The sequence below is a fragment of the Dyella dinghuensis genome (assembly GCF_003977615.1).
GTDB classification, from domain to species: domain Bacteria; phylum Pseudomonadota; class Gammaproteobacteria; order Xanthomonadales; family Rhodanobacteraceae; genus Dyella_B; species Dyella_B dinghuensis.
In genome coordinates, this window is the sequence record NZ_RYZR01000007.1 from 619,169 (window position 1) to 636,778 (window position 17,610).

General features: G+C 60.1%; 16 protein-coding genes and 1 tRNA gene. 12 read left to right on the forward strand and 5 right to left on the reverse strand.

Annotated features, from left to right (window positions below; all coding sequences use genetic code 11):
• Positions 1–20: 20 nt before the first annotated feature.
• The 5 genes from pheT (at position 21) to EKH79_RS16405 (ending at position 4,107) form a co-directional block, all read left to right on the forward strand.
• Positions 21–2,432: a phenylalanine--tRNA ligase subunit beta gene (gene pheT / locus EKH79_RS16385; protein ID WP_126674888.1), complete on the forward strand. Its 2,412-nt coding sequence runs from the start codon at positions 21–23 to the stop codon at positions 2,430–2,432.
• 1 nt (position 2,433) lies between these two features.
• Positions 2,434–2,736 (forward strand): integration host factor subunit alpha, encoded by a 303-nt coding sequence (gene ihfA, locus EKH79_RS16390; RefSeq protein WP_126674889.1) that lies wholly within the window; start codon positions 2,434–2,436, stop codon positions 2,734–2,736.
• Entirely contained in the window at positions 2,717–3,073 is a 357-nt protein-coding gene (locus tag EKH79_RS16395; protein ID WP_115477489.1) for a MerR family transcriptional regulator, read from the forward strand. Before ihfA ends, EKH79_RS16395 begins: the two co-directional genes overlap by 20 nt.
• Positions 3,074–3,127: 54 nt before the next feature.
• Positions 3,128–3,204, forward strand: a tRNA-Pro gene (locus EKH79_RS16400).
• Positions 3,205–3,372: 168 nt separating this feature from the next.
• A complete protein-coding gene (locus EKH79_RS16405; RefSeq protein ID WP_126674890.1) occupies positions 3,373–4,107 on the forward strand; it encodes a hypothetical protein in 735 nt (244 codons plus the stop codon).
• 53 nt (positions 4,108–4,160) lie between these two features.
• Here the strand turns inward: EKH79_RS16405 and EKH79_RS16410 are convergent, their stop codons facing one another.
• Both EKH79_RS16410 and serA read right to left on the reverse strand, forming a co-directional pair.
• Complete coding sequence (locus EKH79_RS16410) at positions 4,161–5,771, reverse strand: methyl-accepting chemotaxis protein (protein ID WP_126674891.1); 1,611 nt, start codon at positions 5,769–5,771, stop codon at positions 4,161–4,163.
• A gap of 161 nt (positions 5,772–5,932) precedes the next feature.
• Complete coding sequence (serA, locus tag EKH79_RS16415; RefSeq protein WP_126674892.1) at positions 5,933–7,165, reverse strand: phosphoglycerate dehydrogenase; 1,233 nt, start codon at positions 7,163–7,165, stop codon at positions 5,933–5,935.
• A gap of 109 nt (positions 7,166–7,274) precedes the next feature.
• On the opposite strand from serA, the gene EKH79_RS16420 reads away from it, so the two are divergent.
• Entirely contained in the window at positions 7,275–8,660 is a 1,386-nt protein-coding gene (locus tag EKH79_RS16420; protein WP_126674893.1) for an FAD-binding oxidoreductase, read from the forward strand.
• A 93-nt stretch (positions 8,661–8,753) separates the two neighbouring features.
• On the forward strand, positions 8,754–9,713 hold the full coding sequence (gene pip, locus EKH79_RS16425; RefSeq protein ID WP_126674894.1) for a prolyl aminopeptidase: 960 nt from the start codon (positions 8,754–8,756) through the stop codon (positions 9,711–9,713).
• A gap of 202 nt (positions 9,714–9,915) precedes the next feature.
• On the opposite strand, the gene upp is transcribed toward pip, so the two are convergent.
• The 3 genes from upp to EKH79_RS16440 form a co-directional block, all read right to left on the reverse strand.
• On the reverse strand, positions 9,916–10,560 hold the full coding sequence (gene upp / locus EKH79_RS16430) for a uracil phosphoribosyltransferase (RefSeq protein WP_126674895.1): 645 nt from the start codon (positions 10,558–10,560) through the stop codon (positions 9,916–9,918).
• A 101-nt stretch (positions 10,561–10,661) separates the two neighbouring features.
• Positions 10,662–11,003, reverse strand: a complete 342-nt coding sequence (locus EKH79_RS16435) for a PsiF family protein (protein ID WP_126674896.1) — start codon at positions 11,001–11,003, stop codon at positions 10,662–10,664.
• 152 nt (positions 11,004–11,155) lie between these two features.
• Entirely contained in the window at positions 11,156–12,652 is a 1,497-nt protein-coding gene (locus EKH79_RS16440; RefSeq protein WP_126674897.1) for an aminotransferase class III-fold pyridoxal phosphate-dependent enzyme, read from the reverse strand.
• 271 nt (positions 12,653–12,923) lie between these two features.
• Here EKH79_RS16440 and EKH79_RS16445 point away from each other — a divergent pair, with 271 nt between their 5' ends.
• The 5 genes from EKH79_RS16445 (at position 12,924) to queA (ending at position 17,610) form a co-directional block, all read left to right on the forward strand.
• Positions 12,924–13,841, forward strand: coding sequence for an ABC transporter ATP-binding protein (locus tag EKH79_RS16445; protein ID WP_126674898.1), 918 nt, complete (start codon positions 12,924–12,926; stop codon positions 13,839–13,841).
• Positions 13,841–14,638, forward strand: a complete 798-nt coding sequence (locus EKH79_RS16450) for an ABC transporter permease (RefSeq protein ID WP_233590363.1) — start codon at positions 13,841–13,843, stop codon at positions 14,636–14,638. Before EKH79_RS16445 ends, EKH79_RS16450 begins: the two co-directional genes overlap by 1 nt.
• A 42-nt stretch (positions 14,639–14,680) precedes the next feature.
• Positions 14,681–15,889: a sensor histidine kinase gene (locus tag EKH79_RS16455; RefSeq protein WP_126674900.1), complete on the forward strand. Its 1,209-nt coding sequence runs from the start codon at positions 14,681–14,683 to the stop codon at positions 15,887–15,889.
• Positions 15,886–16,488 (forward strand): response regulator transcription factor, encoded by a 603-nt coding sequence (locus EKH79_RS16460; protein ID WP_126674901.1) that lies wholly within the window; start codon positions 15,886–15,888, stop codon positions 16,486–16,488. The genes EKH79_RS16455 and EKH79_RS16460 overlap by 4 nt, the downstream gene beginning before the upstream one ends.
• A gap of 72 nt (positions 16,489–16,560) precedes the next feature.
• A complete protein-coding gene (gene queA, locus EKH79_RS16465) occupies positions 16,561–17,610 on the forward strand; it encodes a tRNA preQ1(34) S-adenosylmethionine ribosyltransferase-isomerase QueA (RefSeq protein WP_126674902.1) in 1,050 nt (349 codons plus the stop codon).

Genomic DNA, 17,610 nt, shown 5'->3' on the forward strand with positions numbered 1-17,610 from the left:
CGCAGCAGGAACCGACACGCATGAAATTCTCCGAAAATTGGTTGCGCCACCATGTTCCGACCCGCGCTTCGCGCGACGAACTTGCTGCGACGCTGACGGCCATCGGTCTGGAAGTTGAAGACGTTGCGCCATTGGGCGACTCGCTGGATGGCGTGATCGTGGCGCGCATCGTCAACGCCAAGAAACACCCGGAAGCTGATCGCCTGCAGGTGTGCGACGTGGACACAGGCAACGGCATCGTGCAGATCGTCTGCGGAGCGCCCAATGCACGTGCCGGTCTGGTCGCACCGTTGGCGACCGTTGGCGCGAATCTGCCGGGCGGTATCGCGATCAAGGCGGCGAAGCTGCGCGGTGTTGAGTCGTTCGGCATGCTTTGCTCGGCCAAGGAGCTGGGAGTTGACCCTGATGCTTCGGGTTTGCTCGAACTCCCCGACGATGCGCCGATCGGTACGCCGCTTGCGACATACCTTGGGCTGCCGGACGCAAGCATCGAAATCAAACTGACGCCGAATCGTGCCGATTGCTTCAGCGTGCGCGGTATCGCCTTCGATGTCGCCGCAGCGTTGGGCAGTGAGGTGATTCCGCTCGACACCACGCCCGTGCCGGCGCAAAGCGATGCCACGATGAACGTCGTGCTCGATGCGGGTGCGCGTGTGCCGCGTTTCGCTGGCCGCGTCATCGACAACGTGAACGCCAACGTCAAAACGCCCGTGTGGATGGCCGAGCGGTTGCGTCGCAGCGGTCTGCGTCCGATCAGCTTTCTCGTCGACGTTACGCAATACGTCATGCTGGAACTCGGCCAGCCCATGCACGCGTTCGACAAAGACAAGCTGGAAGGCGAGATTGTCGTGCGTCCGGCGCGAACGGGCGAACCGCTCGCGTTGCTAGACGGTCGCACCGTCGAGTTGGATGACGACTTCCTCGTGGTCTCCGATAGCCAGGGCGGCAGGGGTGCACGTGCCGTTGCGCTCGGCGGGATCATGGGTGGATCGGATACGCGCGTCACCGACGACACGCGCAACGTGTTTCTGGAAGCCGCCCACTGGATTCCGTCGGCGATCATCGGCCGTAGCCGCAAGCTGGGCATGCATACCGATGCCGGGCATCGCTTCGAACGCGGCGTCGATCCGCAACTGCCTGGCATCGCCGTCGAATACGCGACGCGACTGATCCTCGACATCGCCGGTGGTGTTCCCGGTCCGCTGTTGGATGTCACCTTGCCGGAACACCTGCAGTCGCCGAAGCCGATCCTGCTGCGCCGTGCGCGACTGGCGCGCGTGCTTGGCCTGACCGTTGCCGATGCTGAGGTCGTGCGCATCTTCACCGCGCTTGGCATGAAGGTCGAAGCATTGGCCGATGGCTGGTCCGTCACCGCGCCAAGCCGCCGCTTCGACATCGAGCGCGAGGAGGACCTCATCGAAGAGGTTGCGCGCATCCACGGCTATGAAAACATTCCTACGCACACGCCGGCTGGCGCGCTGACGCTCGCCGCCGAGCCCGAGGCGCGTCTCAATGAGCTGGCGGTGCGCGAACAACTGGCGGCGCGCGACTACTACGAAGCGGTGAACCTCGCCTTCATCGGCAACGATGTACTCCAGCGTTGGGGCATGACCGAGCAGCTGGTGCCGCTGGCCAATCCGCTGTCGGCCGACCTCGCTGTGATGCGCCCCTCGCTGTTGCCAGGTCTGATCGTCGCGCTCTCGCACAATCGTGCCCGCCAGCAGGAGCGGGTGCGCCTGTTCGAGCTGGGTCGCACGTTCCACATTGGCGAAGCTGCTGTTGCTCGCAAGGACGCGCCGACCGAGACTCCCACACTGGCCATCGTGGCCTGCGGGGCTGCGCAAGCCGAACAATGGGGCGAGACCGCCCGTCCACTGGACTTCTACGACCTCAAGGGCGACCTGGATGCCCTGATCGCCTGGGGCGGCGAGCCGCAGCGTTGGACCGTCCATGCCGACAGCCTGCCGGGGTGGCTGCATCCCGGGCGCAGTGCTCGCGTGGCGCGTGATGGCCACACCGTCGGCTACCTCGGTGCCCTGCATCCGCAACTGGCCAAGGCGCTGGATCTGGGGCCCGACGTCCACGTCCTGGAGCTGGCCCTCGATCCCTTGCTCGACCGCCGCCTGCCCAAAGCCCAGGCGGTGCCGCGCTTCCCGGCGGTCCGTCGCGACATCGCCGTTGATGTTCCTGAACAGGTAAGCTGGTCACAAATTGAACACGCCGTTCGGGGCAGCCTAGGAACCGCCCTCGTAGCGCTGCGTTTGTTTGACCGATACAGTGGAAAAGGGGTCGAAGCGGGCCGAAAGAGTCTCGCTATGGGCTTGATTTTGCAGGACGCTTCACGCACGCTTACCGACGACGACGCGGATCGCTGCGTTCGAAATGCAGTGGCTGCGTTGGAGGTTTCATGCGAGGCAAAATTGCGAGGGTAAGATGGCGGCGCTGACAAAGGCGGAGATGGCCGAGCGCCTCTTCCTCGAGGTGGGCCTTAACAAACGTGAAGCAAAAGAATTCGTGGACGCCTATTTCGAGGTGGTCCGCGAAGCGTTGGAAAGGGGCGAACAGGTCAAGCTGTCGGGATTTGGCAACTTCGACCTGCGGAAGAAGAACCAGCGACCCGGGCGTAATCCCAAGACGGGCGAGGAGATTCCGATCTCCGCCCGCCGCGTGGTGACGTTCCGGCCAGGACAGAAACTCAAGGTGCGAGTTGAGGGCTATGCTGGATCAGGGGAATAACACCGAACTGCCCGCCATACCGGCGAAGCGTTACTTCACCATCGGTGAGGTCAGCGATCTTTGCGGTGTGAAGCCGCACGTGCTTCGTTACTGGGAGCAGGAATTTCCTGCGCTGAACCCGGTCAAGCGCCGCGGCAATCGCCGGTATTACCAGCGCCACGACGTGCTGATGATCCGTCAGATCCGCTCCCTGCTGTACGACGAGGGTTTCACCATCACGGGCGCCCGCGCCCGTCTGGAAGGCCCGCAGGCTCGTATGGAAGCCAGCATGTCCCATCAGATCGTGCGTCAGGTACGCATGGAGCTGGAAGAAGTGCTGGCACTGCTGCGCCGCTGAACCCTACCGGCGGCAACATCCGAACTGCTACAATTTCTTTCTTTGCCGAACAGTCGGGGCGTAGCGCAGCCTGGTAGCGCATTTGCCTGGGGGGCAAAGGGTCGTGGGTTCGAATCCCGCCGCCCCGACCAATTCGGAAAAGTGCAAAACGGCGCCTTGGCGCCGTTTTTTATTTCAGGTGTTCGGCGCCTCGGCGCCGTTTTTCGTTTCCGCTGTTCGTCAAACGGACATGTACCTGTGGCACCAACGCGCTAGTCTCAACGGCACTGCTTCTTACCGTGCCGATAGGAGATCCGCTGATGCCGTCGAACACCTGTCACCCGAATGCCCCGCACAAGAAACTGAAAGCGCCGGACTGGTACATCTCCTCGCTGATGCTCGATCGCGCGCTCGACGCCATCCTGCGCCGCGTCAAGAAGCTCGATCGCGATCATGACATCCCGTATCTCGCCGGCTACAGCCAGGACGGCAAGACGATCTACATCGATCGCCATCTGCCCAAGACATTCACCTTCCGCGGCCGCACCATCGAAGTGGATCGCTTTCTGATCCTGCACGAAGAAGTCGAGAAAACGCTGATCGACCAGCTTGGATTGCACTATCTGCATGCGCATCAGATCGCCACGCGCGCAGAAGAAGCTGCGGTGCACGCGCAGAAAATCACATGGGAAGCGTATGACCGCTTCATGCAGAAGTACGTCAAGGCGATCGGCGATGAGCGGTTGACCAAGGTACCTGTCGACCTGGACCTGAAACCGTACCGCGACTATCACGATTACGATTTGCTGCGGCAGATGGAAAAACACATCGAGCGTGTCGCTGGCACAAGCACGAAGCAGAAAACGGAATTGAAGAGCTACGCTGACGCCTTCCGCGAGGAATTGCGTATCCAGCAACGCCACGCCTTGCATGCTCCCGAATCCGCAGATAAACACCGTAAGCCCGCCGCGAAGAAATCGACTGGACCGAAGGCGAAGCCGGCCAAGACGGCTAAAACGACAAAGCGCCGTGTGGCAACCAAGAAAGCAAAATAAGAGGTGCTTAACCGATCATCCCGGTGCGAGTCGGGATGATCGGTGCAGATGCCTCATGCGGCTTTGGCCATGCTCGTGTCGGCTTGGACGTCATCGACTTTGAAGAACTGCACGCTGTCCACCAACGAACGCGCACGCACTTGCACGGTATCGGCGGCGGCTGCGGCTTCCTCGACCAACGCAGCGTTGCTCTGCGTCACTTCATCCATCTGGCGAACGGCGCGGTTGACCTGTTGAATGCCGGCAGCCTGTTCGTGACTTTGCGTGGCGATAGAGCTGACGGTCTCCGCGACGTTATCGACGCTTTCGGACAACTTGCTGACCATCCACTCCGCGCGGCCGATCATCTGCGTGCCGCTTTCGATGATAGTCACCGACTCTTCAATCAGCGTGCGGATCTCGCGCGACGCGGTGCGTGAACTACGAGCCAGCGACTGGACTTCCGCGGCCACGACATTGAAACCTTTACCGGCTTCGCCTGCGCGCGCGGCTTCCACGGATGCGTTCAGTGCCAGGATATGTGTCTGCGTCGCAATGCGATCCATGGTTTCGGTAATTTCGGTAATGCGCGATGCGACGTTTTGAACTTGCGTCATCGCACCAACCGCTTCCGTCATCGCCGTACTGCTCTGACGTGCGATGGTCGATGCCGATTCGGCCAGCGAGCTTGCTTCGTGAGCGCGGCGCGCGTTGGCATTCACGCTATCGGTGAACTCCTGCATGGACGCCGCCGTTTCTTCCAGCGCAGCGGCCTGTTCGCTGGTGCGTGCGGAAAGATCCTGGTTGCCGCTGGCGATTTGTTTCGTCGACGTCGAGATTTCGGTCGAACCGACACGAATCGTGTTGACCACGTCGCGCAGCTGGCCATTCATCACACCGAGCGCTGTCAGTAACTTGCCCGTTTCATCACGGCTGTCGACAATGACTTCCGTGGAGAGATTTCCTTCCGCTACGGCCTGCGCCACTTTCACGGCGCGACTGATCGGCGCGGTGATGCTGTACGCCAGCAACCAGATGAAAATGCCGCCGGTGACGAGCGCGCAAAGCGCGACGCTGACAAGCAGTACGCAAGCATCATGGAATGCCTGCACACTTTCATCATCGATGCGTTTCGACGCCGCGGCAGCATCTTTCTTCATGTTCGCGACGAGGCCGTCGATCGCGGTTGTTGGCGCACGATCGATGCCTGCTACCAGGCCATCGACGACATGCACGCTCTTCTCGTCTTTTGCATCGTAATGCTGAATGGCGTCGAGATATTTCGTTCCAAGTTCGGCGTGTGTAGCCATCGCGGCATCGGCATCTTTGGTATCGATGCCGAGCGCACTCATTTGCCCTTTCAGGTTCGCCAGATCGGTATTCACCGCGTTGCTTTGTTCAACGAAGGCATCGTGATATTTCTTGAAGCTATCCGGATCGGCACCGCGCAGCAGAAGGTCTTTCCACTCCTGTACCTGCTTTTTGAAATCGACCTGCGCAACACGCGCCGTGTCGACGGCGGAAGCATAAGCAGACGAGGTTGCGGTAGAGCGCACTTGAAGATCATGCGTGCGTGAAAGTCCGCGCCAGCCGCCGTAACCCACGGTCACGGTTGCGGCGAGCATCAACACACCCAGCAGTGCCAGGCGAAAAGCAATACGTAAGTCGCGAAATCGAAAAGTCATGGAGTTGCCGTAATAAAAAAGCCGACATAGGTAGGTCATCTATCGGCAATAAAACGGGTTCGCTTGAATATGACAGCAAAAAACCCGCCTTTTCGGCGGGTTTTTGAGTCTTTCGATTTGTTAAATGGTGCGCGTATCAGCCCGCGAAGAGATTGGCTCGATCAATAAAGCACGCGCGTGCGCAGGGTGCCGGGGATAGCCGCTAGCTTGTCTCGCAGAGAGCCCGCCTGATTTTCATCGGCCGAAACATCGATAACGACATAGCCCACTTCGGCATTCGTCTGCAGGAACTGCGCATCGATGTTCATGTTGCCGGCCGAGAACAATTCGTTGATGCGGGAAAGCACGCCCGGCACGTTGCGGTGAATATGCAGCAGGCGACGACTGCGCGGATGCTCGGGCAATGTCACTTCCGGGAAGTTCACTGCCGAAAGCGTCGAGCCGTTATCGCTGTAGCGCACCAGCTTGCTGGCGACTTCGATGCCGATGTTGTCCTGCGCTTCCAGCGTGCTGCCGCCGATGTGCGGCGTAAGGATGACGTTATCCATGCCGATCAGCGGTGAAACGAACGGATCGTCGTTGCCCTGGGGTTCGACCGGGAACACGTCGATCGCGGCGCCAGCGATGTGCTCTTTGCGCAGCGCTTCCGCCAATGCGTCGATGTCGACGACCGTACCACGCGATGCATTGATGAGCACCGCACCTTTCTGCATCTTTGCCAGCTCGCTCTGTCCCATCATCAATTTGGTGGAAGGGGTTTCTGGGACATGCAACGTGACAACATCGGCACGCTCAAGCAAATCGTCAAGGCTCGACGCCGCGCGAGCATTGCCGAGCGAAAGCTTCGATTCGATATCGTGGAAAATCACGCGCATGCCCAGACCTTCGGCAAGCAGGCCCACCTGCGTGCCAATGTGACCGTAGCCAACGATACCGATGATTTTGTCGCGCACTTCAAAACTGCCCGAAGCGGACTTTGTCCAGCCGCCGCGATGACACAACGCGTTTTTGGAAGGAATGCCACGCAGCAGCATGATGGCTTCGGCAATCACCAGCTCCGCCACGCTGCGGGTGTTGGAGTAGGGCGCATTGAAGACGGGAATGCCAGCGCGTTGTGCCGAGGCAAGATCCACCTGATTGGTGCCGATGCAGTAACACCCGATCGCGATAAGACGCTTGGCGTGTTCCAGCACGTCAGCGGTCAGATGAGTGCGCGAGCGGATACCGATGATATGTGCGTCAGCGATGCGCGCTTTCAACTCGTCGTCCGGCAAGGATTTGGTGTGATAGTCGATCTGGCTATAACCCGCGCGCTGAAAGGTATCCACAGCGGTACGACTGACGCCTTCGAGCAACAGCACCTTGATGTCTTGCTTGGGGTACGAGGTTTTCATGGGGGCCGGGTATTTGGATGTCCAAACACTATGCCAGATTTTGCCGCGATGCAGCACTAGACGTTTACGCCATGCGCTGGCAGGCTGGGAGCTTCACCACGGAGCTGTCATGACCGATCACGCCATCGTCGATCTCGCCCGCCGTTTACCCCAGTTGCGCCTGCTTTCCGAGCCCGGCGATCTGGAGCATTACGGCCGCGACTGGACCCGGCGCTGGACACCTGCCCCACGGGCCATCGCGCTACCGGCGTCCAGCGACGAGGTGCAGGGCATCGTGCGCTGGGCCAACGAGCACAACGTCGCCATCGTGCCGTCGGGCGGCCGTACAGGGTTGTCGGGCGGGGCGGTGGCCGCCAATGGCGAGCTGGTGCTCAGTCTGGAGCGCATGAATCGCGTGCTGGGTTTCGACGCCGTGGATCGCACGCTGACGGTGCAGCCCGGCATCGCGCTGGAAGCGGTGCATGGTGCTGCACGCGAACATGGCCTGCTCTATCCGGTGGACTTCGCGGCGCGTGGTTCCTGTTCGATCGGCGGCAATATCGCCACCAATGCCGGCGGCATTCGTGTGATCCGTTATGGCAACACGCGCGAGTGGATCGCGGGTCTGAAAGTGGTGGCGGGCAACGGCGAGTTACTCGATCTCAATCGCGGCCTGATCAAAAACTCCAGCGGCTACGATTTGCGTCAACTGATGATTGGTTCGGAAGGCACGCTGGGCATTGTGGTGGAAGCGACGTTGCGATTGACCGATCCGCCCCCCACATCGCAAGTGATGTTGCTGGCATTGCCGACGATGGATGCGCTGATGGATGTCTTCGCACTGTTTCGTTCGCGACTGTCGTTGCAGGCTTTCGAGTTTTTTACCGATGTTGCCTTGAAGCATGTGCTGGCGCACGGCGCGCAGCGCGCTATCGATGGCGATCATCCGTATTACGTGGTGACCGAATTCGAATCGCCCGATGAAAAAACGCAGGACGCTGCACTGGCCGCGTTCGAGCACGGCGTGGAACAGGGTTGGATCAGCGACGGGGTGCTTGCGCAAAGCGATGCACAGGCGGCCGCGTTATGGCGTTTGCGCGAAGGTATTACCGAAAGCCTGGCGCCTCACAAGCCCTACAAGAACGATGTCTCTGTGCGTATCGGTGCACTGCCGGTATTTCTTCACGATATCCAGACGTTGCTCGCGCGCGAATATCCGCATATCGACGTCGTGTGGTTTGGTCATATCGGCGACGGCAACCTGCACATCAACGTGCTGAAGCCGGAGTCGCTGTCCGATGCGGATTTCATCGCGCAGTGCGAGCACGTCACCAAACTGCTGGCGGACACCTTGCATAAACATGGCGGCAGTATTTCAGCCGAGCACGGCATCGGTCTGGTCAAGCGCGCCTATTTGGAGAGCACGCGCAGCCCGGCGGAAATTGCGTTGATGCGAGGGATTCGTCAGGTTTTCGACCCACTGGGCATTCTCAATCCGGGGAAGCTCTTCGCTTAAGGCGGAGTTGCGCCATGCGCCACAGTTTGCGGACTTGGGCAGTACAGCTTTTCGCCTTTACCATGTGCTTCCCAAACCACGGGTTTTAAGGACATGTCGCACGAACACCGCTCGTTGTATCCCGAGACCGAACCGTATGACAGCGGTTTCCTGAAAGTCTCCGAGCTGCACACGCTGTATTACGAGCAAAGCGGCAATCCGAACGGCAAGCCCGTCGTGTTTCTGCATGGCGGCCCGGGTGGCGGGACCAACCCGAAGTGCCGTCGATTTTTCGATCCGGCGGTTTACCGCATTGTGTTGTTCGATCAGCGTGGCTGCGGTAAATCCACGCCGCATGCGGAGCTGACCGATAACACCACGTGGCATCTGGTTTCCGACATCGAACGTGTGCGCGAGCATCTTGGTATCGCAAGTTGGCAGGTGTTCGGTGGTTCATGGGGTTCGACGCTGGCGCTGGCCTACGCGCAGACGCATCCGGACAAGGTCACGGAGCTGGTGCTTCGCGGCATCTTCATGCTGCGCCGCTGGGAGTTGGAATGGTTCTATCAGAAGGGCTGCGATGCGCTGTATCCCGATGCGTGGGAAACGTATATCGCTGCCATTCCCGAAGTCGAACGCGGCGATTTGATGAGTGCCTACCACCGTCGACTGACCAGCTCCGATGCAAAAACGCGATTGGATGCGGCACGTGCTTGGTCTATCTGGGAGGGTGCGACGAGTTTCCTGTATCAGGACGACGCGTTTATCAGCAGCAGCGGTGAGGATGAATTTGCCTTGGCGTTCGCGCGTATTGAATGCCACTATTTCGTCAACGGCGGTTTCTTCGAGCACGACGATCAGCTGCTGCGCAATGTCGATCGAATTCGCAAGATTCCCGCGGTGATCGTGCAGGGCCGCTACGACGTGGTGTGCCCGATGCGTAGTGCGTGGGATCTGCACCGTGCGTGGCCGGAAGCGGATCTGCGTGTCGTGCAGGATGCGGGGCATTCTGCGTTCGAGCCGGGTATTGCGCACGAGCTGATCGAAGCCACAGACCGATTTGCACGGCGCTAGTCAGATTCCCCTCGCCGTCATTCCGGCGAAGGCCGGAATCCAGTGTCGTCGGTATAGAACCGAGCCTTATCGCCGGGCGATGCACCTTCACAACGGGCGCCCGGGTGATGAGGTGTTGCTTTAGCGATAACGCCACTGGATTCCGGCCTTCGCCGGAATGACGGTGAGGCGATTGGGGGTGTTTTGGCGGAAGTGCTGTGTCTCAATCTGCGGCAGGCAACTGCTTTGTGCCAAATATCTTGTCACCCGCGTCGCCAAGGCCAGGCAAAATGTAGCCGTGCTCATTGAGCCGCTCATCGATCGACGCGGTATAGATCTCAACATCCGGATGCGCCGCCTCAATCCGTTTGAGACCTTCCGGCGCCGCAACCAGAAATAGACCCTTGATCCGTTTGCACCCAGCGGCCTTGAGCATATCCACCGTCGCAACCAACGTCCCCGCCGTCGCCAGCATCGGATCAACAATCAGCGCAATGCGTTCATCCATGCGCCCCGTCAGCTTTTCGTAGTACGTCATTGGCTCAAGCGTTTGCTCGTTGCGCTGCAAGCCAACGACGCTGACCTTCGCCGCCGGTATCAACTCAAGCACACCCGGCAACATGCCCAATCCTGCACGCAGAATCGGTACGATCGTGATCTTCTTGCCCTTGATCTGCTGCACGCGCACAGGCCCCGCCCAACCTTCGATCTGTGCTTCGACGGTCTCCAGATCCTTGGTTGCTTCGTAAGTCAGTAGTGATCCCACTTCGGATGCCAGCTCACGAAATTCCTTCGTGCTGATGCCGGCGCGGCGCATCAGGCCGAGTTTGTGCTGAATCAGCGGATGACGAACTTCGACGATCTTCATGGGAAGCGCGCTTGGTGGGGATGTCGCGCAAGCATAGCCGCAAATGAAAAGGGCGCCGCCTATGATGGCGACGCCCTGGAACCTCTAGCGTACAGCGACCCTTATGGGCTCTTCATGCACGAGCTGACGGCACTCTTGTAGTCGGCGCCGGTTTTGCCCTTCGCGGCGTGGCTGCAATCAGCCATCTTCTGCTGCGAGGGGGTGAGCTTTTTGCCGCTCGATGACGTATCAGCCGCGGCGCTGCTGGACGTGCCATTCATGCAGTTGCTGACGGCGGTCTTGTAGTCAGCACCCGTCTTGCCCGCGTTCGCATGGCTGCATTGACCCAGCTTGGTGGAATGACCCGTGCTGGATGTGCTGCTGCTCTGCGGTGCGGCGAAGGCGGCGGTGGTGGCGAGGGCCAGAACAGCGCTGGCGGCGAACAGGCTAAGACGCATGGACATGATGCTTCCTCCTGAAGATATGACCGGTGGTTACCGGCGGAGCAAGTCTATGCCTACACGATGACGGGGCGGTAGCTGTCCCGCTACCAATTCGACAACTTACGTGTAAAACATCACGGCCGGATTGCCCGGCCGTGATGGGTTATGGCAACTCAGGCTGCCCGGGCTTCGCTTTTGCGGGGGCCTTCCAGCAGGGCGTGGCGCACATGGGCAATGACCATGTCCACTTCCGTGCTGGTGATATTGAAGTGCGGGGTAAAGCGCAACGAATTGACGCCGCCGTGAATCACGCCGATGCCGCGTTCGCGCAGATACTCTTCGGTGGAACCTGCGCCGTAGCACTTGAACTGCGGCGCCAGCTCGCACGAGAACAGCAGGCCCGTTCCCTGCACCTTGGTGATCAGGCCACCGAGCTCGTCTTTCAGCGTGTTGAGCTTGTCGACGAATTCCTTGCCGCGTACGCGAATATTGGCGCGCACGTCGTCCGTCAGCTGATCGAGCGTGGCCAGCGCGACATCGAGAGAACGCGGGTTCGAGGTCATCGTGTTGCCATAGATGCCCTTGCGGTACAGCGATGCCGTGCGCTCAGTCACTGCAAGCACGGACAGCGGATACTGACCCGCGTTGAGCGCCTTGGAGAACGTCTCCATATCCGGCGGCGCGAGCTTTTCGAAACTGGGATAATCGATGATCGACAGCACGCCATGCGCGCGCAAGCCGGCCTGGATGGAGTCGACCAGCATCAGCGAACCGTGCGATTCGGTGAGCTGACGCGCAGCCTGATAGAACGCAGGCGTCACGGCGCGGCCAGGATCGCCTTCGCCCATCACCGGTTCGAGGAACAACGCTTCGATAAACCAACCATGCTTGTCGGCATCGGCGAACACGGCTTCAAGCTGCTGAACGTCGTACGGCGCAACCGTCAGCAAGGTGTCTTCATGACGATAGCTGGCCAGATGCTGTTGATACGTGCGGCGCGACGAATCGGAATAGAGCGCCGGTTTGTCGGTGCGACCATGGAACGCGCCTTTGACAGCAACACGCTTGATCGTGCGGCCGGCATAGCGGCCACCGGCATCGGTCATCAACTTCGCATTGACGTCTGCGATGCGGCACGCCAGGCCCACGGATTCCGAGCCCGAATTCAGGCACAGATAACGCACATACGGATTGCTGTCGCGGTTGCGGCCCAGCTCGCGATTGAGCGCCTGCGTGAAACGCATCTGCGACACGCTCGGCGTCATCACATTGGCCATCACCTGCGGACGCGCGAGTGCGGCGTCGATCGCTTCATTGTTGTGACCGAAACCCAGCATGCCGTAGCCGCCGTTGTCGTGCACGACCGCGCCTTTCAGCGTGACAACCCACGGACCGCGTGCGGTCGCAGGCAAGTACGGATTGATCGCATCGTCAGGATAGAAATTGACGAAACCGTCCAGCGCGCGTGTCAGCTGTTCCGATTCGTCGAGCTTGAGGAAATCGCCGAATTCGGCGCGCAGTTCATGATGGCGCGTGACCGCTTCAGCAATCGCCTTGCCGAGCTGAGGGTCAACAGCGGCCATACGCTCGATAGTGGCGTCGTCCAGGCCGGTGGTCCGCGGCTTGCCGCCAAATTCGCGCAATTCGCGCAGCTGATCGATCACACCCATGACTACTCTCCTCGAATCTTGTCAGCGCCTCGCACCCAGCGCGAAGCAGGCCGACAGATGTATTGCGTGCGGGAAGGGCACCTGAAGGCCCGCGGGCAGCGCCCGGTCGCACTCGCCGCGTGTGGGGAAACCGCTGGCGTCGCCTATCAGGATAACCTGCGGGCAGGGGTCGCCGGTACCCCCGGATGACGGCTGTCATGCCCGATGCCTGACGAGGTCAACTGGGGGCAAGCCCTTGTATTGCCTACGCTGCAATGCAAGGAGGACCACCATGAACCCTGCATCTGACGTTGTTGCCCGTTTGTCCGGCGCCGTAAAGCGTTACGGCTCCCTTACCGCCCTGGATGGTGTGGATCTTGTGCTGCGCCGCGGCGAACTCTTGGCCGTGCTGGGACCCAACGGGGCCGGCAAAAGCACCAGTATCAGCCTGCTGCTGGGCCTGATCCGGCCCGATGGTGGCCGCGCCGAATTGTTCGGTATGGACCCCCAGCAGATCGATGCGCGCCGCCGCATTGGCGTCATGCTGCAGTCGGCGATGCTTCCCGTGACGCTGCGCGTGGGCGAACTGCTTCGCCTCGTCTCCAGCTATTACCCCGACCCACGCCCTCTGGAAGAGAGCGCCGCGCTCGCGGGTGTCGGCGACCTGCTGCTGCGGCCTTACGGCAAGCTGTCAGGCGGCCAGCAGCGACGCGTGCAATTCGCACTCGCGTTGTGCGGGCGGCCGGAGTTGCTGTTTCTGGATGAACCTACGGTCGGTATGGATATCGACAGCCGCCGCAAACTTTGGGCAGCCATGCGTGCGCTCGTTGCCGAAGGTTGTTCGGTGGTGTTGACCACGCATTACCTGGAAGAAGCGGAGGCGCTTGCACAGCGTGTCGTGGTGATGGGTAAGGGACGCGTGCTGACCGAAGGCAGTGTCGATGCCTTGCGTTCGCATGTTCCGCTGACACGCATTCGTTGCGTCACCGATCTCGATGCCGGGCTCATCGCGCAATGGCCGAACGTGGCAACCGCCGAACGGGAGGGGTCGCGCATGCATATCAGCACCAGCGCCGCAGAAAACGTTTTGCGCCGCATGTTGGAAGCAGACACGTCGCTGAGCGAACTGGAAGTGCAGCGTGCCGGACTTGCCGATGCCTTTACCGAACTGACCCGCGAAGACAATTTGATCGAACAGGAGGCTGCGTGATGAACGCCGTATCGATCCCTGCAACATCCAGCGTCGCCACGCCCAAAGTCATGAGCACGCGCCGAGTGTTCGGTGCCTACCTGGCCGAAGCGCGTAGCGAATGCCTGCGTTATCTGCGCAACCCCGGTTTCATGTTGCCGATCATGCTGTTCCCGACGATGTTCTATCTGCTGTTCGGCATCGTCATGGCGAAGCACGAAGGAGCGGATGTTGCGCGTTATCTGCTTGCCAGTTACGGCGTGTTCGGCCTGATGAGTCCGGGCCTGTTTGGCTTCGGCATATCGCTCGCACTGGAACGCGACGGCGGTCTGCTCACTTACAAGCGCGCATTGCCGATGCCGCCCGGTGCTTATCTGCTCGGCAAGATGCTGATGGCGATGCTCGCTGCTGCGGTGGTTATCGTATTGCTGCTCATCATGAGCGTGACGATGGCGCACGTAGCGCTGACAGCGCAGCAAGCGGGTATGTTGTTGCTGACCGGGGTGCTGGGTGTACTGCCGTTCTGTGCGCTGGGCATGCTGGTGGGTACGCTGATCAAGGGGCAGGGCGCGCCGGGCTTGCTCAACCTGGTCTATCTGCCGATGTCCTTCCTGTCAGGGCTATGGGTGCCGATGAATCAACTGCCCGGTGCGTTACAGCAGATCGCACCGATCTGGCCGAGCTATCACCTGCACCGCGTCGCCTTGGCCGCGCTGAATATGGATCAAGGGCCGGTTATGGGCGATATAGCCGTGTTGATCGGCTTTGCGCTGGTGTGCTTTTTCATCGCAGCGCGTCGCCTGCGTCGCGTAGGTTGACGTACGATGGCATCTGTCCGGATCCGGTGGGGTGTCCAAACCATGTCTTTCTCGCTACCCGTGCCCGCATGGCTAAAGCCGACACCGGATTCGGAAGCCGCCGAGAATATCCGCAAAGGGCACAACCCCTGGACCGATGCCATTCACCTGTTGTGGTCGGTATGGATCTTTTTTGATCCGCTGTTCGACAAGGGGTTCACGCAGAGGTGGTTCGTCACCGTCGGGATTTCGTATCCCATCTTTCTGCTTCTCTATGCGTCATGCATCGTTCGCCCACAGCGGTCTGTTTACCTCTATGCGTGGTGTATTGCGCTGCTCGGTTTCGTGATGTTGCCGTTCAACGCCGGAGCCGGGTGCTGTTATTTCGTCTTTGGCACGGTCATGGTTCGTGCTTGTACGCGGGGTTGGCAGTTCTATCTGGCGAACGTGATCGCGATGAGCGCGATCTTCGCAGCGGCGGCGGCTTCCAATCATCTGCCCTGGCAGATGATCCTCTATCTGCTTGTCATGGTCGCCATCATCAATGGCGTGATTACCGTTGGCATCAATAGTTCCAAGAAAAACGCAGCACTGAAATTGTCACAAGACGAGGTGCGGCGCCTTGCAGCGACCGCCGAGCGCGAGCGAATTGGCCGCGACCTGCACGATCTTCTCGGGCACACACTCTCGTTGATTACGCTCAAGCTCGAGTTGTCGCGCAAGTTATTCGATCGCGATTCCGAAAGCGCACTTCGTGAACTCACCGAGGCGGAAAACGTCGCGCGTCACGCGCTGGCCGAAGTTCGGTCGGCGGTGACCGGCATTCGCGCCACGGATCTGGCGGCGGAATTGGCATCGGCACGCCTGCTGCTGGAATCGTCTGCCGTGCATCTGGATTACGGTGCGTTGCCGGTGTCGTTGCCTGTGGATGTCGAGCGCGGTCTGGCACTCGTCATCCGCGAAGCCGTGACGAACATCCATCGTCATGCAGGTGCCACACAGGCATCTGTGCGATTTGAATCAACACCGGAAAAGCTAACCATGCAGATTTGCGACAACGGACGCGGTGGGCAAGGCACGGAAGGAAACGGCATCAGCGGCATGCGTGAGCGCATCTGCGCGCTGGGTGGAACGCTTTCCATTGAATCGCCGCCCAAGCGCGGAACAAAGCTCAACGTTAGCGTTCCGCTTGGCGCAAAACGTCGACTGCAACAGGATGTCGCCGCAGCAGCGGACCCAGCACCGGATGATCTCGCGCGAGGTGCCGCATGATTCGGGTGCTGTTGGCCGAAGATCAGGCAATGGTACGTGGCGCGTTGTCGGCATTGCTCAATCTCGAGTCAGATATCGAAGTTTTGGGCACCGCATCCGACGGCGAGGCAGCGTGGCGCGAAGTGCAACGGTTGAAGCCGGATGTACTTGTGACGGATATCGAAATGCCCGGCATCACGGGACTTGAACTGGTGCAGCGTATCCAGCGCTACGAATTGCCGGTGAAGTCCATCATTGTCACGACGTTTGCACGTCCCGGTTTCCTGCGCCGCGCACTTGATTCGGGTGTCTCCGGTTATCTGCTCAAAGATGCGCCCGCCGAAAATCTTGCAGAAGCACTACGCACCGTGCATCGCGGCGGACGCTCCATCGATCCACAGCTGGCACTGGAAGCGTGGTCCGAAGCCGATCCCCTCAACGACCGCGAACGCCAAGTGCTGCGCCTCGCTGGCGAAGGTCAATCCGCCAGCGACATCGCCACGAAACTCAACCTCTCCCACGGCACGGTGCGCAACTATCTTTCCGAAGCCATCGGAAAACTGGGTGCGGCTAATCGTATCGAGGCCTATCGGCTGGCGCGCCAGAAGGGCTGGCTCTAAATCATCCGTACAGGTGGCTAGCTCAAAGAATGCGATAATGACCGGTGTTATACCCGTCACGAAGCGCGTACTTTGAAGAAATCCGATTTCCATTTCGATCTGCCGCCCGAGCTGATTGCGCAGGCGCCGCTGTCTAAGCGCAGTGCCAGTCGTTTGCTGGTGCTCGACGTGCCGGTGCGCACATGGCAGGACCGCAAGTTCAGCGAGTTGGTGTCGTTTCTGCGCAAGGGCGACTTGCTGGTGTTCAACGACACGCGTGTGTTGCCGGCGCGCTTATATGGCCGCAAGGAGAGTGGCGGTCAGGTTGAAATTCTGATCGAGCGCGTGACCGGCACGCACGAAGCGGTCGTGCAGTTGGGTGTCAGCAAGAAGCCCAAAGAAGGCGGCGTGATCGTGTTGGCCGATGGCAGTCATGCCACGGTGCTTGGCCGCGATGAAAGTTTTTTTCGCTTGCGCTTTGAATCGCCCGAACCGTTGGAGCGTTTGCTGCAACGACTGGGCGAGATGCCGTTGCCGCCCTACATTTCGCGGAATGCGGATGCGAGCGACATGGAGCGTTATCAGACGGTCTATGCGCGCGAGCCTGGCGCCGTGGCAGCGCCGACGGCGGGTTTGCATTTTGACGATGAGATGCTTGCCCAATTGCGCGACAAGGGTATGGATTTCGGATACATCACGCTGCACGTCGGTGCGGGAACCTTTCAGCCGGTGCGCGCGGAAGATCTGTCGCATCATCAGATGCATCGCGAGTGGCTCAATGTGGGTGCGGGGCTCATCGATCAAATCCATCGCACGCGCAAGAACGGCGGCCGTGTCATCGCGGTGGGGACGACGGTGGTTCGCGCTCTGGAAAGCGCGACGGTAGATGGTGTATTGCGTCCCTTTGCGGGCGAAACGCAGATCTTCATTTTTCCGGGCTACCGCATTACCAGCGTCGACGGGCTGATCACCAATTTCCATCTGCCGCAATCGACGTTATTGATGCTGATTTCCGCGTTGGCCGGCCGGGAATTTATCCTTTCGGCGTACGAGCATGCGGTGAAAGAGCGCTATCGCTTTTTCTCCTATGGCGATGCCATGTTGATCCTGCCGCAAGGCGCGATCTCCGCAGACACGCAATAA

Bases quoted from the DNA above. Each gene is read 5' to 3' on its own strand.
- pheT (WP_126674888.1), top strand. From the start codon at position 21: ATGAAATTCTCCGAAAATTGGTTGCGCCACCATGTTCCGACCCGCGCT.
- ihfA (WP_126674889.1), top strand. From the start codon at position 2,434: ATGGCGGCGCTGACAAAGGCGGAGATGGCCGAGCGCCTCTTCCTCGAG.
- EKH79_RS16395 (WP_115477489.1), top strand. From the start codon at position 2,717: ATGCTGGATCAGGGGAATAACACCGAACTGCCCGCCATACCGGCGAAG.
- EKH79_RS16405 (WP_126674890.1), top strand. From the start codon at position 3,373: ATGCCGTCGAACACCTGTCACCCGAATGCCCCGCACAAGAAACTGAAA.
- EKH79_RS16410 (WP_126674891.1), bottom strand. From the start codon at position 5,771: ATGACTTTTCGATTTCGCGACTTACGTATTGCTTTTCGCCTGGCACTG.
- serA (WP_126674892.1), bottom strand. From the start codon at position 7,165: ATGAAAACCTCGTACCCCAAGCAAGACATCAAGGTGCTGTTGCTCGAA.
- EKH79_RS16420 (WP_126674893.1), top strand. From the start codon at position 7,275: ATGACCGATCACGCCATCGTCGATCTCGCCCGCCGTTTACCCCAGTTG.
- pip (WP_126674894.1), top strand. From the start codon at position 8,754: ATGTCGCACGAACACCGCTCGTTGTATCCCGAGACCGAACCGTATGAC.
- upp (WP_126674895.1), bottom strand. From the start codon at position 10,560: ATGAAGATCGTCGAAGTTCGTCATCCGCTGATTCAGCACAAACTCGGC.
- EKH79_RS16435 (WP_126674896.1), bottom strand. From the start codon at position 11,003: ATGTCCATGCGTCTTAGCCTGTTCGCCGCCAGCGCTGTTCTGGCCCTC.
- EKH79_RS16440 (WP_126674897.1), bottom strand. From the start codon at position 12,652: ATGGGTGTGATCGATCAGCTGCGCGAATTGCGCGAATTTGGCGGCAAG.
- EKH79_RS16445 (WP_126674898.1), top strand. From the start codon at position 12,924: ATGAACCCTGCATCTGACGTTGTTGCCCGTTTGTCCGGCGCCGTAAAG.
- EKH79_RS16450 (WP_233590363.1), top strand. From the start codon at position 13,841: ATGAACGCCGTATCGATCCCTGCAACATCCAGCGTCGCCACGCCCAAA.
- EKH79_RS16455 (WP_126674900.1), top strand. From the start codon at position 14,681: ATGTCTTTCTCGCTACCCGTGCCCGCATGGCTAAAGCCGACACCGGAT.
- EKH79_RS16460 (WP_126674901.1), top strand. From the start codon at position 15,886: ATGATTCGGGTGCTGTTGGCCGAAGATCAGGCAATGGTACGTGGCGCG.